Below are 18,189 nucleotides of genomic sequence, written 5' to 3'. Positions count from 1 at the left end.
GAATGTTTTAACTAACGATACCTTGAACGGATTGCCTGTTAATCGTGCGGATGTGGTATTAAGCTCTACTCCAAACGGACCATTTACTATAAATCCTGATGGAACTATTAGCGTAGCACCAAACACTCCGGCGGGAACGTATACAATAGATTACACTATTTGTCAGGTATTGAACCCTACCAATTGTGATACGGCTACCGTTACTATTGTGGTTGCTGCTCCTGCTATTGATGCTGTAGCGGATACTTATTCAAATATTAATTGTTCTTCATTTGGTGCAATTGGTAATGTATTAGCTAATGATACTTTAAATGGTAATCCTGCTAAATCAGAAGAAGTTAACATTACAGTAATTTCTGGAGGAAATCCAAATATCACATTAGATAACCTTGGAAACATTAATGTTCAAAGCAGAATAGTTAGTGGTTCATATGTACTAACATATCAAATATGTGAAAAACTAAATCCGACTAATTGTGATACCGCTACGATAACAATAAATGTTCAAGATGCAACAGCTCCTGTTATTGCTCAATTACCAGTAGCTTCAACAATATCTTGCGGCTTGACACCTAACTTTGCTCAAGCATTGGCAACAGATACCTGTGGCTCTGTAAACTTAACATTCGTTGATGTAACAGTACAAGGAAATTGTATTGGCTCTTACACAATAACTAGAACTTGGACCGCAACTGATTCATCAGGAAACACTGCCATTGCTTCTCAAGTTATTAGTGTTCAAGATAACGTTGGTCCAACTACAACTACAGCTTTTACAGCGATTGTTAGTGTAAATTGTGATGCAATTCCTGCTAAGCCTGAACTTGTATTTGTAGATAATTGTTCTACAGTTTCACCGGCTATTTTTACTGAAAACATCATAAACAGAACCGAAAATTCTTATTCTGTAGTAAGAAAATGGTCTGTAGCTGATGCTTGTGGAAATGTATCTGTGTTTACTCAAACTATCAATGTAACAATTCCTAATAGTGTTGTAACAATAAACAGTTCAATTTGTAATGATGGAGAAATCACAACGACGAATCTAAATGATTTGTTACCAATGGGAACTCCAACAAACGGAACTTGGGTAGATGTAAATAATTCCGGTGGATTACAAGGAAACATTTTTAATGCTTCGGGGCTTTCAGTTAGAGATTACACATTTGAATATAAAATTGACGATGCTACTTGCCCTAGAACGGTAAGAGTTGTCATGACGGTAAATACTGGTTGTGGTGGTATTGTATTAGCTTGTGGAACCATATTAGTACATAATGCTATTTCTCCAAATGGAGACGGAATTAATGAAAAATTCATAATCGATAATATTGATGATACTGTTTGTTATCCAGATAATACTGTAGAGATTTACAACCGTTGGGGAGTTTTGGTTTATGAAACTAAAGGATATAATAATACAACTAATGTTTTCGATGGTACTTCTCTTGGTAGAACAACCGTTAGTCAATCTACCGGTTTACCTACAGGAACTTACTTCTATATTTTGAATTATACTTCTGTTGACAATGATGGAAAAATCATGACGAATAAAAAAGATGGATATTTATATATTGTAAATAATTAAAAAATTAATGCCTGAGGACAAAAAGTTCTCAGGCATTATAAAATTCAAATAGCCCTATTTCTTAAATAATAAACTCTAAAAAATCATCAAACCGATCTAATTAATTCTTATAAATTAGCTCGATAGATAATTTAAAATAATAAATATCTACTATGAAAACAAAATTATTTTCTTTCGTTTTGATGTTTACAGCCTTTGTAAGTTATGCGCAACAAGATGCTCAATTTACTCAATACATGTACAACACAATCAATATTAATCCCGCTTATGCTGGGTCAAGAGGTGCTTTAAGTATTTTTGCGCTACATCGTACACAATGGGTAGGACTTGATGGTGCTCCAGTTACTAATGCTGCTTCTGTCAATACACCTCTCAACGAAAGTAATTTAGGTTTGGGAGTATCGATTATAAATGATAAAATTGGGCCTACTACTGAAAACACGATTTCAGCTGATTTATCATACACCGTCCCTACTTCTGAAACCTTTAAATTATCTTTTGGAATCAAAGCAACTGCTAACTTTTTTAATTTGGATGTCAACCGATTAAATCCTGTTGACGATGATCCTAGTCTGCATGATTTCAATAATAAATTTACGCCTAATATTGGAGCAGGTGTTTATTTACATTCTGATAAAGCTTATGTAGGGTTTTCAATACCTAATTTCATCGAAAGCAACCGTTATGATGATAATGAAGTAGCTATTTTTAAAGAAAAAATTAATTACTATTTAATGGCAGGTTATGTCTTTGATTTGAATGAATCTATAAAATTTAAACCCGCATTATTAACAAAAGTTGTTGCAGGTGCCCCGCTTCAATTGGATGTATCAGGAAACTTTATGTTCAGTGATAAATTTGTTGTAGGTATAGCGTATAGATGGTCTGCTGCTGTAAGTGCGATGGTTGGATTTCAAGTTTCTGACGGAATGTATATAGGATATGGTTATGATCATGAAACCACAAATTTAAATAACTATAATTCCGGTTCCCATGAAATCTTTTTACGTTATGAAATATTTAAAAATAATGGTAAAATTACAACTCCAAGATTCTTCTAAAAACAATTATTATGAAAAAAAATATACTCCTTTACATAACAATAGTAAGTGTTTTTTCTATTAACATTTACTCCCAAAAAGCAAAATTGGCTACTGCCGATAAAAAGTATGACGGCTATGCTTATGTAGATGCCATCAAAACCTATGAAAGGATTGCTGAAAAAGGATATAAATCTGCAGAGCTGTTTAAAAAGTTAGGCAATGCATACTACTTTAATGCTCAACTAGATAAAGCAGCTAAATGGTATGGTGAATTATTTACTATGGATACCTCCAATTTAGAACCCGAATATTATTATCGTTATGCTCAGTCTTTAAGAGCAATAGAACAAAATGATAAGGCTAATGAGATGATGGAGTTATTCAACCAAAAATCAGGTAACGATACCAGAGGGAAACTCTTTAAAAAAAATACTAACTATTTAGAAGCTATAAAAGCAAATTCCGGAAGGTATAAAGTGGAAGATGCTGGGATAAACTCTATGTATTCTGATTATGGAACTGCACTGTATTCCAATAAATTAGTGTTTGCTTCAGCTAGAGATACCGGAAGTCTTGGACAAAGAAAACACAAATGGACCAATCAGTATTTTACAAACTTGTACACGGCTGATTTAGGGGAAGACATGACACCGGGTGCTGCGAAAAAGTTTAATGGAACTATAAATTCGAAGTTTCATGAATCTACTCCTACTTTTACTAGTGACGGTAAGACTATGTACTTTACACGAAACAACTATCTCGATGGTAAAAAAGGAAAAGATGGAAATAAAATTACTTTAATAAAAATATACAAAGCCACTTTAGAGAATGACAAATGGGCAAATGTAACCGAACTGCCTTTTGACAGTGATAATTACAGTACTGCACATCCTGCATTAAGTCCTGATGGAAAAACATTGTATTTTGCCTCTGATATGCCTGGAACTTTAGGACAGTCTGATTTGTTTAAAGTAAAGATAAATGAAGATGGGACTTTTGGAACCCCTGAGAATTTAGGCAATACTATTAATACCGAAGGAAGAGAAACGTTCCCTTTTATCAATAATGAAAATGAAATTTACTTTGCATCAGATGGACATCCTGGACTTGGAGGTTTAGATGTATTTATGTCTCGAATAAATACCGATGGCACTTTTAGTGAAGTTCAAAATGTAGGTGCTGATGTGAACTCTCCTAAAGATGATTTCGCTTATTTAATCGATACAAAATCTAGAAGAGGATTTTTTACTTCCAATAGAGACGGTGGTCAAGGTTATGATGACATCTATAAATTTTTGGAAACAAGAAGGCTGATTTGTGAACAACTGCTGTATGGTGAAATCATCGATATAAAAACAGGTGAAGTACTTGCTAATGCAAAAATCACCTTATACGATAGTCAATTTAAGGTTATCAATTCTGCTACCTCAGATGAGAAAGGAAAGTACAGCTTTACCGTTGAATGTGGAAAGACGTACAATGTTAGAGCTGAAAAACCAGAATACGCAACTAAAGAAGAAAAAATAACGATCGCCGCAACAACAGGAAAAACATATTTACCTATTGCTTTAGAAAAAGAAATATGCAAAGTAGCTGTTGGTGATGATTTGGGTAAATGTTTTGGTATCAAAATGATTTATTTTGATTTAGACAAATCCAACATCAGACCAGAAGCGGCTCTGGATTTAGAAAAAATATTAGATGTATTAAATCAGAACCCAACAATGAAAATTGATATCCGTTCGCATACTGACAGCAGACAAACCTTCAAATACAATGAAGCGCTATCTGAAAGAAGGGCTACATCAACCATCAAATGGTTAGTTAAAAAGGGTATTGATGCAAGCAGATTAACTGGTAAAGGATATGGTGAAACTCAACTGGTTAACAAATGTGCTGATGATGTAATTTGTACCGACGAAGAACATCAACTAAACAGAAGAAGCGAATTTATTATTACAGCGTTGTAATATTATTTATGCCTTAAAATAGTTAATCGTATTAAACAATTATAAACCTCGGGAGTTTGACTTTCGAGGTTTATTTTTTTTATATATAAATATAAAATCGTAATAAGCTTAATTAGACAATGCAATTAAAGTCCTAAAAAAATTAAGTTAATTTCTAAAAATCATTACCACTCTGCTTGTTAAAAAAATAAAACAATTGTTAATTTTTTGAAATGAAAAACTAAATTTTTCTTAAAAAAAGTACATTTAAACGAGTATTTAGGTTAGTTATAGAGAAAAAAAATCAATACTATTAATTCTTTGTAATTTTAATTTAATAAAGTAAAACTTTGTTTTTTAACGCTTTAATAAAAAATAATTACTAAAACAAAAGATTGTTTAATCTCAAAAAGGAAAGCTTTAATCTTTTAAAAATTTAGAAATTAAAATTGATTTAAAGTATAAAAATTGTAATTGTTCAATTAAAAAAATTTTTACTTTTTTTTAATAAAAAATTGATTTTCCATTTATCAAATACCACAAAATTAATTTTAGTAATAATAAATTAAAAATTTGATTGTATGAAAACAAAAATTACCCTTCTTTTACTGACTTTATTTATGTTTGTTGGTAACATATATTCGCAATTTGATTCTAATCATCCAGATTTAAGAAATTGTGGTACAGCACCAAACTATTATTTAGATCTTTTTAATTGCGAATCTAATAATTTTGAATTAAAAAATGTATATCTGACTCTAGTTCTTGGTGATGGAACTCCACTTACTGATTCATTTTGTAACATTGGGGATCCATCTGTGCAAGTAAATGTGATGTTAAATTATACTTCAAGTGCAAACAACACACCTAATAATGCCAGATTATTTGCCGACTTGAATATTGACAATACAGTGATTCCTATAAATGCATACTTGGGAGATATCCCACCAGCATCCGTTAATTCACCTGCACAAAGACTTATACATACTTTTACATGGACTTGTGGGCAAAGATTATCGTTGAATAGAGCTTTAATAGTTTGGAGAACAGGAGGTAGTTCTGTAAAATTAGCATCGTATAATTGTAGCACCTATAATTCTGCACAATGTGAGTTACCAAACAATATTGTTGTTTCAACTCCATTAGTAGTAAATTATAATTATAAAGCTTGTAGAGTGGGAAATAATACTACTGTTCAATTTACAGACGATACATTTGGTGGTAACCCTCAATATACTTATGTATGGACTTTTAGTGACGGAGGTACTTCAAATCTAAAAAACCCAATTCATACTTTTACAACGCTAACTGGAAATACGGCATCTTTAAAAATTACTGATTCTCATGGAATTTTTAATTCAATTACAAAGAACATATTAATTCCTACTGAACTAACTTTAATAGGATCTTCTACAAATGTATCTTGCAATGGTGTAAATGACGGATCTGTAACTGTAGCTCCTTCAGGAGGAACAGGATCTTATACTTATTCATGGAAAAACTCATCAAATGCTAATATAGGAACTACCGCAACAATTACTAACTTAGCTGCTGGGACATACACTGTTGAAGTTAAGGATGCTAATTTATGTTTAGCTACTACCACTGTATCTATTGTACCAGCTTCTATATTGACATTAGGAGCATCTAGCAAAACAAACGTTGACTGTTTTGGAACTAACACAGGAACTATAACAGCAGGAACAATTACTAATTCTACTGGTGCTGTTTTTTATTCATGGAAAAATGCATCTAACAATATTGTAGGGTCTACTGCAACAGTTAATAATCTTCCTGCTGGAACTTATACTCTAACAGTAACTGACAATTGTACAACCAAAAGTAATAATGTAACCATATCTCAACCTATACCCGTAACTGTAACAGCTTCTGCTTCTAACGTAACTTGTAACGGTGCAGCTGATGGTACAATTACTGCTACGGGATCTGTTGGTGCTATTATAACCATTAACGGTGAAGCTCCAAAAGCAACTTATGGTCCGGGAACATACACTGTTCTGGCAACTGCGCCTAACGGTAACAATAACGGATTCTGTACCGCAACTACATCGGTAACCATATCTCAACCTATACCCGTAACTGTAACAGCTTCTGCTTCTAACGTAACTTGTAACGGTGCAGCTGATGGTACAATTACTGCTACGGGATCTGTTGGTGCTATTATAACCATTAACGGTGAAGCTCCAAAAGCAACTTATGGTCCGGGAACTTACACTGTTCTGGCAACTGCGCCAAACGGTAACAATAACGGATTCTGTACAGCAACTACATCGGTAACCATATCTCAACCTATACCCGTAACTGTAACAGCTTCTGCTTCTAACGTAACTTGTAACGGTGCAGCTGATGGTACAATTACTGCAACGGGATCTGTTGGTGCTATTATAACCATTAACGGTGAAGCTCCAAAAGCAACTTATGGTCCGGGAACTTACACTGTTCTGGCAACTGCGCCTAACGGTAACAATGACGGATTCTGTACAGCAACTACATCGGTAACCATATCTCAACCTATACCCGTAACTGTAACAGCTTCTGCTTCTAACGTAACTTGTAACGGTGCAGCTGATGGTACAATTACTGCTACGGGATCTGTTGGTGCTATTATAACCATTAACGGTGAAGCTCCAAAAGCAACTTATGGTCCGGGAACATACACTGTTCTGGCAACTGCGCCTAACGGTAACAATGACGGATTCTGTACCGCAACTACATCGGTAACCATATCTCAACCTATACCCGTAACTGTAACAGCTTCTGCTTCTAACGTAACTTGTAACGGTGCAGCTGATGGTACAATTACTGCTACGGGATCTGTTGGTGCTATTATAACCATTAACGGTGAAGCACCAAAAGCAACTTATGGTCCGGGAACTTACACTGTTCTGGCAACTGCGCCTAACGGTAACAATGACGGATTCTGTACAGCAACTACATCGGTAACCATATCTCAACCTATACCCGTAACTGTAACAGCTTCTGCTTCTAACGTAACTTGTAACGGTGCAGCTGATGGTACAATTACTGCTACGGGATCTGTTGGTGCTATTATAACCATTAACGGTGAAGCTCCAAAAGCAACTTATGGTCCGGGAACATACACTGTACTGGCAACTGCGCCTAACGGTAACAATGACGGATTCTGTACAGCAACTACATCGGTAACCATATCTCAACCTATACCCGTAACTGTAACAGCTTCTGCTTCTAACGTAACTTGTAACGGTGCAGCTGATGGTACAATTACTGCTACGGGATCTGTTGGTGCTATTATAACCATTAACGGTGAAGCACCAAAAACAACTTATGGTCCGGGAACTTACACTGTTCTGGCAACTGCGCCTAACGGTAACAATGACGGATTCTGTACAGCAACTACATCGGTAACCATATCTCAACCTATACCCGTAACTGTATCTGCTTCTGCTTCTAACGTAACTTGTAACGGTGCAGCTAATGGTACAATTACTGCAACGGGATCTGTTGGTGCTATTATAACCATTAACGGTGAAGCTCCAAAAGCAACTTATGGTCTGGGAACTTACACTGTTCTGGCAACTGCGCCTAACGGTAACAATGACGGATTCTGTACCGCAACTACATCGGTAACCATATCTCAACCTATACCCGTAACTGTATCTGCTTCTGCTTCTAACGTAACTTGTAACGGTGCAGCTAATGGTACAATTACTGCTACGGGATCTGTTGGTGCTATTATAACCATTAACGGTGAAGCTCCAAAAGCAACTTATGGTCCGGGAACATACACTGTTCTGGCAACTGCGCCAAACGGTAACAATAACGGATTCTGTACCGCAACTACATCGGTAACCATATCTCAACCTATACCCGTAACTGTAACAGCTTCTGCTTCTAACGTAACTTGTAACGGTGCAGCTGATGGTACAATTACTGCAACGGGATCTGTTGGTGCTATTATAACCATTAACGGTGAAGCTCCAAAAGCAACTTATGGTCCGGGAACATACACTGTTCTGGCAACTGCGCCAAACGGTAACAATAACGGATTCTGTACCGCAACTACATCGGTAACCATATCTCAACCTATACCCGTAACTGTATCTGCTTCTGCTTCTAACGTAACTTGTAACGGTGCAGCTAATGGTACAATTACTGCAACGGGATCTGTTGGTGCTATTATAACCATTAACGGTGAAGCTCCAAAAGCAACTTATGGTCCGGGAACTTACACTGTTCTGGCAACTGCGCCTAACGGTAACAATGACGGATTCTGTACCGCAACTACATCGGTAACCATATCTCAACCTATACCCGTAACTGTAACAGCTTCTGCTTCTAACGTAACTTGTAACGGTGCAGTTGATGGTACAATTACTGCTACGGGATCTGTTGGTGCTATTATAACCATTAACGGTGAAGCTCCAAAAGCAACTTATGGTCCGGGAACTTACACTGTTCTGGCAACTGCGCCTAACGGTAACAATGACGGATTCTGTACCGCAACTACATCGGTAACCATATCTCAACCTATACCCGTAACTGTATCTGCTTCTGCTTCTAACATAACTTGTAACGGTGCAGCTAATGGTACAATTACTGCTACGGGATCTGTTGGTGCTATTATAACCATTAACGGTGAAGCTCCAAAAGCAAATTATGATCCGGGAACTTATACTGTTCTGGCAACTGCGCCTAACGGTAACAATGACGGATTCTGTACCGCAACTACATCGGTAACCATATCTCAACCTAACACATTAACTGCTTCAATAATTAACCAAACTAATGTTACATGCTTTGGTGGAGAAAATGGTTCTGCAACAGTTTTCGTAGCTGGTGGAACTACTGGATATACATACAACTGGAATACTAATCCTAGTCAAAATGCGGCTACTGCTACAGGATTGGCTGCTGGAACTTATACTGTTACTGTAACCGATGCAAATGGATGTACTAAAACTGCTTCAGTAACTATAAATGATGGTGATGGTACTCCACCAATAATTAGTCAATTACCTAATGAAACAACAATAAATTGCCCTGCGATACCTGAGTTTGCACAAGCAATTGCTACTGACAATATTGATGAAATTTTTTCTTTGACTTATGAAGATCGAATAACTCAAGGTCAATGTACAGGTTCCTACACTGTAATTAGAACTTGGACTGCTACCGATGCATGTGGTAATTCTTCAAAAAAATCACAAAAAATAAATGTTCAAGACAATACGGCTCCAACTTTTACAACCCCTTCAGACATAACACTTTCAAGTGATGAAAATTGTCTTGCAGACACAAGTACAAGTTCAACTGGTACAGTAACTAATATTCAAGATAATTGCGATTCAAATCCATTAGCTACGTATGTTGATTCTGAATGTTTTGGAAATTCAGAAGAGCAAGAAATAAATGCAGGAAATGGGAATTATTTTCCTTTTACTATCTCTGGTTTTGATAATTTGACAGCTGCTAATATTGAAAAAATTAGTTTGGCATTTGAAACAAATCAAGGAAAAGGGAGAGCTGAATTTATTTTAGTTGCTCCAAGTGGTCAAGCAATTAAATTAGTTGGATCTTATTGTGAAGGAGGAGAATGTGATGATGAATCGTCAAATACTCAAGAATTATATTTACCTGTTTTTTATCCTAATAGTTCAGGTTATACAAAATGGAATAATAACGATTTTATTCAAGATGGAATTAGTCAAAACTTGATACCAAATGGAGAAACTCCTTCTTCGATTAATATTCTTGGAGTGTCAACTTTTGTTTCTAGTTTTGAAGAATTTACAGGATCTATGAACGGAGATTGGTTTGTATATTCAAAAAAACAAGCTACTGTAAATGGTAGTGTTAAATTTAAAAGTGTTTGTTTGAAACCTACTAGTCTTTGTGTAGGAAATAAAGTAATCTCTAGAACTTGGACTGTAACCGATGCATGTGGAAATAAAGCAACTTCAACTCAAACTATCAAAATTATAGATGCTAGTTCTCCAACTTGGATTACTGGTGCAGATGCTTTAAATACTTCTATCGAATGTAATAATCCAGAAGCTTTGGCTAATGCTCAATCTCTAAGTCCAATAGCTAAAGACAATTGTGATACGGATGTTTCCAATATCACTAAAGTAAGCGGTGCGTTTGTTGCTTCTTCTGAATGTACAAATGCAGGAACTTATACCAACACTTGGACGGTAAATGACGATTGTGGAAATACTTCGGCAGTATTTACTCAAGTAATCACTATTCAAGATACAACGGCTCCAACTTGGTCTACTCTAGCAACTGCTTTAAACACTACGGTAGAATGTAGCGATGCTGAAGCTTTGGCAACGGCTCAAGCTGCTTTCCCTACTGCTGCTGATTTATGTGATACGGATGTTTCCAATATCACTAAAGTAAGCGGTGCGTTTGTTGCTTCTTCTGAATGTGCCAATGCAGGAACATACACCAACACTTGGACGGTAAATGACGATTGTGGAAACACTTCGGCTGTATTTACTCAAGTGATTACGATTCAAGACACAACGGCTCCTACTTGGTCTACTCTAGCAACAGCTTTAAACACTACGGTAGAATGTAGCGATATTGTAGCTTTGGCAACGGCCCAAGCTGCTTTCCCTGCTGCTGCTGATTTATGTGATACGGATGTTTCCAATATCACTAAAGTAAGCGGTGCGTTTGTTCCTTCTTCTGAATGTGCCAATGCCGGAACTTATACCAACACTTGGACGGTAAATGACGATTGTGGAAACACTTCGGCTGTATTTACTCAAGTGATTACGATTCAAGACACAACGGCTCCTACTTGGTCTACTCAAGCAACAGCTTTAAACACTACTGTAGAATGTAGCGATGCTGAAGCTTTGGCAACGGCCCAAGCTGCTTTTCCTGCTGCTGCTGATTTATGTGATACGGATGTTTCCAATATCACTAAAGTAAGCGGTGCGTTTGTTCCTTCTTCTGAATGTGCCAATGCCGGAACTTATACCAACACTTGGACGGTGAATGACGATTGTGGAAACATTTCGGCTGTATTTACTCAAGTAATCACTATTCAAGATACAACGGCTCCAACTTGGTCTACTCAAGCAACTGCTTTAAACACTACAGTAGAATGTAGCGATGCTGAAGCTTTGACAACGGCTCAAGCTGCTTTCCCTGCTGCTACTGATTTATGTGATACGGATGTTTCCAATATCACTAAAGTAAGCGGTGCGTTTGTTCCTTCTTCTGAATGTGCCAATGCCGGAACTTATACCAACACTTGGACGGTAAATGACGATTGTGGAAACACTTCGGCTGTATTTACTCAAGTGATTACGATTCAAGATACAACGGCTCCAACTTGGTCAACTCAAGCGACAGCTTTAGATACTACTGTAGAATGTAGCAATGCTGAAGCTTTGGCAACAGCCCAAGCTGCTTTCCCTGCTGCTGCTGATTTATGTGATACGGATGTTTCCAATATCACTAAAGTAAGCGGTGTGTTTGTTCCTTCTTCTGAATGTGCCAATGCCGGAACTTATACCAACACTTGGACGGTAAATGACGATTGTGGAAACACTTCGGCTGTATTTACTCAAGTGATTACGATTCAAGACACAACGGCTCCTACTTGGTCTACTCAAGCAACAGCTTTAAACACTACTGTAGAATGTAGCGATGCTGAAGCTTTGGCAACGGCCCAAGCTGCTTTTCCTGCTGCTGCTGATTTATGTGATACGGATGTTTCCAATATCACTAAAGTAAGCGGTGCGTTTGTTCCTTCTTCTGAATGTGCCAATGCCGGAACTTATACCAACACTTGGACGGTGAATGACGATTGTGGAAACACTTCGGCTGTATTTACTCAAGTAATCACTATTCAAGATACAATGGCTCCAACTTGGTCTACTATAGCAACTGCTTTAAACACTACGGTAGAATGTAGCAATGCTGAAGCTTTGGCAACAGCCCAAGCTGCTTTCCCTGCTGCTGCTGATTTATGTGATACGGATGTTTCCAATATCACTAAAGTAAGCGGTGTGTTTGTTCCTTCTTCTGAATGTGCCAATGCAGGAACATACACCAACACTTGGACGGTAAATGACGATTGTGGAAACACTTCGGCTGTATTTACTCAAGTGATTACGATTCAAGATACAACGGCTCCAACTTGGTCTACTCAAGAAACTGCTTTAAACACTACGGTAGAATGTAGCGATGCTGAAGCTTTGGCAACGGCTCAAGCTGCTTTCCCTACTGCTACTGATTTATGCGATACGGATGTTTCCAATATCACTAAAGTAAGCGGTGCGTTTGTTCCTTCTTCTGAATGTGCCAATGCAGGAACATACACCAACACTTGGACGGTAAATGACGATTGTGGAAATACTTCGGCTGTATTTACTCAAGTGATTACGATTCAAGACACAACGGCTCCGATAATTAATACAGCTGCTTCAAATATAACTGTTGAATGTGATAGTCAAGGGAATCAAAATGCAATTGCTGATTGGTTATCTAATAACGGAGGAGCAACTGCATCTGATAATTGTTCAGATGTAACTTGGTCTAATAATTTTAATACACTTTCTAATGATTGTTCAACTGCAGTAACTGTACTATTTACAGTAAAAGATGCATGTGGAAATAGTTCTACAACGTCAGCTACATTTAGTGTAAAAGACACTACTGCCCCTATAGCTCCTGAAGCTCCTGCAACGATAACCGTAGCTTGTGCTACAGATGTTCCTGTATCAACAACACTTACAGCTATTGATAATTGTAATGGTGAAATCACAGCTGAAGGAATTGATGTTATTGCTCAAGGTGATTGTCCTAACTCATTTGTTATTACAAGAACTTGGACATTTACTGATGCTTGTAGCAATTCCTCTTTCACTTCACAAATCATTAATGTAATTGATACAACTGCTCCAGTAATCAGCGCACTACCTGAAATATCAACTATCTCTTGTCCTGCAACTCCTGAATTTACTCAAGCCATTGCAACTGATAATTGTGGTTCAACTGTTACTATGACTTTTGCGGATGTAACTACTAACGGTCAATGTGCTGGTTCCTATTCTGTAACTAGAACTTGGACTGCTACTGATGCTTGTGGAAATGCTTCAACAGCTTCACAAACCATAAATGTTCAAGATACAGCTGCTCCAGTTATTGCTGTATTACCGGAAACAATAACTATCTCTTGTCCTGCAACACCTGAATTTACTCAAGCCATTGTAACTGACGGATGTGGTTCAACTGTTACTTTGACTTTCGCTGATGTAACTACAAACGGTCAATGTGCTGGTTCCTATTCTGTAACTAGAACATGGACAGCTACTGATGCTTGTGGGAATGCTTCAACAGCTACACAAACCATAAACGTTCAAGATACAGCTGCTCCAGTTATTGCTGCGTTACCGGAAACATCAACTATCTCTTGTCCTGCAACGCCTGAATTTACTCAAGCTATTGCAACTGACGGATGTGGTTCAACTGTTACTTTGACTTTTGCTGATCTAACTACAAACGGTCAATGTGCTGGTTCGTATTCTGTAACTAGAACATGGACTGCTACTGATGCTTGTGGAAATGCTTCAACAGCTACACAAACCATAAACGTTCAAGATACAGCTGCTCCAGTTATTGCTGCTTTACCGGAAACATCAACTATCTCTTGTCCTGCAACTCCTGAATTTACTCAAGCCATTGCAACTGATAATTGTGGTTCAACTGCAACTTTGACTTTCGCTGATGTAACTACAAACGGTCAATGTGCTGGTTCGTATTCTGTAACTAGAACTTGGACTGCTACTGATGCTTGTGGAAATGCTTCAACAGCTACGCAAACCATAAACGTTCAAGATACAGCTGCTCCAGTTATTGCTGCTTTACCGGAAACATCAACTATCTCTTGTCCTGCAACTCTTGAATTTACTCAAGCCATTGCAACTGACGGATGTGGTTCTACTGTAACTTTGACTTTCGCTGATGTAACTACAAACGGTCAATGTGCTGGTTCGTATTCTGTAACTAGAACTTGGACTGCTACTGATGCTTGTGGAAATGTTTCAACTGCTACACAAACTATAAACGTTCAAGATACTGCTGCTCCAGTTATTGCTGCTTTACCGGAAACATCTACTATCTCTTGTCCTGCAATGCCTCAATTTACTCAAGCCATTGCAACTGACGGATGTGGTTCTACTGTAACTTTGACTTTTGCGGATGTAACTACTAACGGTCAATGTGCTGGTTCCTATTCTGTAACTAGAACTTGGACTGCTACTGATGCTTGTGGAAATGCCTCTACAGCTACGCAAACCATAAACGTTCAAGATACTGCTGCTCCAGTTATTGCTGCATTACCGGAAACATCAACTATCTCTTGTCCTGCAACACCTGAATTTACTCAAGCCATTGTAACTGACGGATGTGGTTCAACTGTAACTTTGACTTTTGCGGATGCAACGACAAACGGTCAATGTGCTGGTTCGTATTCTATAACTAGAACATGGACTGCTACTGATAATTGTGGAAATGCTTCAACAGCTACACAAACCATAAACGTTCAAGATACAGCTGCTCCAGTTATTGGTGCGTTACCGGAAACATCAACTATCTCTTGTCCTGCAACGCCTGAATTTACTCAAGCCATTGCAACTGACGGATGTGGTTCAACTGTTACTTTGACTTTCGCTGATGTAACTACAAACGGTCAATGTGCTGGTTCGTATTCTGTAACTAGAACATGGACTGCTACTGATGCTTGTGGAAATGCTGCTTCGGCTTCACAAACCATAAACGTTCAAGATACAACTGCTCCAGTTATTGCTACGTTACCTTCTGCTTCAACTATCTCTTGTCCTGCAACGCCTGTCTTCGCACAAGCCATTGCAACTGACGGTTGTGGTTCTATTGTAACTTTGACTTTTGCGGATGTAACCACAAACGGTCAATGTGCTGGTTCGTATTCTGTAACTAGAACATGGACTGCTACTGATGCTTGTGGAAATGCCTCAACAGCTACGCAAACCATAAACGTTCAAGATACAACCGCTCCAGTTATTGCTGCGTTACCTTCAGCTTCAACTATCTCTTGTCCTGCAACGCCTGTCTTCGCACAAGCCATTGCAACTGACGGTTGTGGTTCAACTGTTACTTTGACTTTTGCGGATGTAACCACAAACGGTCAATGTGCTGGTTCGTATTCTGTAACTAGAACTTGGACTGCTACTGATGCTTGTGGAAATGCCTCAACAGCTACGCAAACAATAAATATAGTAGACACTGTTGGTCCTACAACTGCTACTCAATTCAGTTCAACTGTTAATGTGAATTGTGATGCAATTCCTGCTAAGCCTGAACTTGTATTTGTAGATAATTGTTCTACAGTTTCACCGGCTATTTTTACTGAAAACATCATAAACAGAACCGAAAATTCTTATTCTGTAGTAAGAAAATGGTCTGTAGCTGATGCTTGTGGAAATGTATCTGTGTTTACTCAAACTATCAATGTAACAATTCCTAATAGTGTTGTAACAATAAATAGTTCAATTTGTAATGATGGAGAAATCACAACGACGAATCTAAATGATTTATTACCGGTAGGAACTCCAACAAACGGAACTTGGGTAGATGTAAATAATTCAGGTGGTTTACAAGGAAGTACTCTTAATGCTGCTGGGCTTTCGGTTAGAGATTATACATTTGAATATAAAATTAATGATGCAACTTGCCCTAGAACAATAAGAATTACAATGACGGTGAATACTGGTTGTGGTGGTATTGTATTAGCTTGCGGAACTGTATTAGTTCATAATGCCTTCTCTCCAAATGGTGACGGAATTAATGAAAAATTCATAATCGATAATATTGACGATACTGTTTGTTACCCAGAAAATACGGTAGAGATTTACAACCGTTGGGGTGTATTGGTTTATGAAACAAAAGGATATAATAATGCAAGTAATTCATTTGATGGAATTTCTGGTGGTAGATCAACTGTTCAACAATCTTCTGGTTTACCAACAGGAACTTACTTCTATATTTTAAATTATACATCTGTTGACAATGATGGAAAAATCATAACCAATAAAAAAGACGGATATTTATACTTAACAAAATAATTAATCTTATACCTGAGGACAAAAAAAGTTCTCAGGTTTAATAAAAATAATATCTTTAGGCCGATTTTACAGAATGATTATCCCTAAAGAAATTTATCAAACCGACCTGCCGAATTCTTATAAATGAGTTCGATAGATAATTTAAAATAATAAATATCTACTATGAAAACAAAATTATTTTCTTTCGTTTTGATGTTTACAGCCTTTGTAAGTTATGCGCAACAAGATGCTCAATTTACTCAATACATGTATAACACAATCAATATTAATCCCGCTTATGCTGGATCAAGAGGTGCTTTAAGTATTTTTGCGCTACATCGTACACAATGGGTAGGACTTGATGGTGCTCCAGTTACTAATGCTGCTTCTGTCAATACACCTCTCAACGAAAGTAATTTAGGTTTGGGAGTATCGATTATAAATGATAAAATTGGGCCTACTACTGAAAACACGATTTCAGCTGATTTATCATACACCGTCCCTACTTCTGAAACCTTTAAATTATCTTTTGGAATCAAAGCAACTGCTAACTTTTTTAATTTGGATGTCAACCGATTAAATCCTGTTGACGATGATCCTAGTCTGCATGATTTCAATAATAAATTTACGCCTAATATTGGAGCAGGTGTTTATTTACATTCTGATAAAGCTTATGTAGGGTTTTCAATACCTAATTTCATCGAGAGCAACCGTTATGATGATAATGAAGTAGCTATTTTTAAAGAAAAAATTAATTACTATTTAATGGCAGGTTATGTCTTTGATTTGAATGAATCTATAAAGTTTAAACCCGCATTATTAACAAAAGTTGTTGCAGGCGCACCGCTTCAATTGGATGTATCAGGAAACTTTATGTTCAGTGATAAATTTGTTGTAGGTATAGCATATAGATGGTCTGCTGCTGTAAGTGCAATGGTTGGATTTCAAGTTTCTGACGGAATGTATATAGGATATGGTTATGACCATGAAACCACTAATTTGAATAACTATAATTCCGGTTCCCATGAAATATTTTTACGTTATGAAATATTTAAAAATAATGGTAAAATTACAACTCCAAGATTCTTCTAGAAATTAAGACTATGAAAAAATTTATATTCTTTTACATAACAATAATAAGTCTTGTTTCTTTTAAAGGAAATGCACAAGATGCAAAATTTTATGTAACTGATAAAATAAGTGACAAATATGCTTATATAGATGTTCTCAAAACCTATGAAAGGATTGCTGAAAAAGGGTATAAATCAGTAGATTTATTTAAAAAACTCGGAGATTCCTATTACTCAAACGCAGATTTTAACAAAGCTGCTAAATGGTATTGTGAATTATTTGCCATAAGCAATGATTTGGAACCTGAATATTATTATCAATATGCTAAGAGTTTACTGTCTATTGGTCAGGATGATAATGCCAATCAAATACTGGAAAAATTAAAACAAAAATCAGGGACAACAAAAGAGACAAAAAATCGAAAATAACGATAA

6 protein-coding genes are annotated in these 18,189 nt (G+C 36.9%); all 6 read left to right on the top strand.

Annotated elements, in window-relative coordinates; translation table 11 throughout:
• Positions 1-1,588: T9SS type B sorting domain-containing protein (locus tag QLS65_RS14420; RefSeq protein WP_282718478.1), on the top strand; the 1,588-nt coding region annotated here is incomplete at its 5' end.
• A gap of 152 nt (positions 1,589-1,740) precedes the next feature.
• Positions 1,741-2,649: a PorP/SprF family type IX secretion system membrane protein gene (locus QLS65_RS14415; RefSeq protein ID WP_099715630.1), complete on the top strand. Its 909-nt coding sequence runs from the start codon at positions 1,741-1,743 to the stop codon at positions 2,647-2,649.
• Positions 2,650-2,660: 11 nt separating this feature from the next.
• The gene (locus QLS65_RS14410) at positions 2,661-4,601 is read left to right on the top strand and encodes an OmpA family protein (protein ID WP_282718477.1); all 1,941 of its coding nucleotides are present in this window, start codon (positions 2,661-2,663) and stop codon (positions 4,599-4,601) included.
• 560 nt (positions 4,602-5,161) lie between these two features.
• On the top strand, positions 5,162-16,705 hold the full coding sequence (locus QLS65_RS14405) for an HYR-like domain-containing protein (RefSeq protein ID WP_282718476.1): 11,544 nt from the start codon (positions 5,162-5,164) through the stop codon (positions 16,703-16,705).
• A gap of 162 nt (positions 16,706-16,867) precedes the next feature.
• Positions 16,868-17,776 (top strand): PorP/SprF family type IX secretion system membrane protein, encoded by a 909-nt coding sequence (locus QLS65_RS14400; RefSeq protein WP_099715630.1) that lies wholly within the window; start codon positions 16,868-16,870, stop codon positions 17,774-17,776.
• 11 nt (positions 17,777-17,787) lie between these two features.
• Positions 17,788-18,183 (top strand): tetratricopeptide repeat protein, encoded by a 396-nt coding sequence (locus QLS65_RS14395; RefSeq protein ID WP_282713627.1) that lies wholly within the window; start codon positions 17,788-17,790, stop codon positions 18,181-18,183.
• Positions 18,184-18,189: the final 6 nt, after the last annotated feature.

It is taken from the genome of Flavobacterium algoritolerans (assembly GCF_030010385.1).
GTDB classification, from domain to species: domain Bacteria; phylum Bacteroidota; class Bacteroidia; order Flavobacteriales; family Flavobacteriaceae; genus Flavobacterium; species Flavobacterium algoritolerans.
This window is presented reverse-complemented; position numbering and strand designations above follow the sequence as displayed.

What these genes read in the sequence shown, in the direction of transcription:
- QLS65_RS14415 (WP_099715630.1), top strand. Translation starts at nt 1,741, where the DNA reads ATGAAAACAAAATTATTTTCTTTCGTTTTGATGTTTACAGCCTTTGTA.
- QLS65_RS14410 (WP_282718477.1), top strand. Translation starts at nt 2,661, where the DNA reads ATGAAAAAAAATATACTCCTTTACATAACAATAGTAAGTGTTTTTTCT.
- QLS65_RS14405 (WP_282718476.1), top strand. Translation starts at nt 5,162, where the DNA reads ATGAAAACAAAAATTACCCTTCTTTTACTGACTTTATTTATGTTTGTT.
- QLS65_RS14400 (WP_099715630.1), top strand. Translation starts at nt 16,868, where the DNA reads ATGAAAACAAAATTATTTTCTTTCGTTTTGATGTTTACAGCCTTTGTA.
- QLS65_RS14395 (WP_282713627.1), top strand. Translation starts at nt 17,788, where the DNA reads ATGAAAAAATTTATATTCTTTTACATAACAATAATAAGTCTTGTTTCT.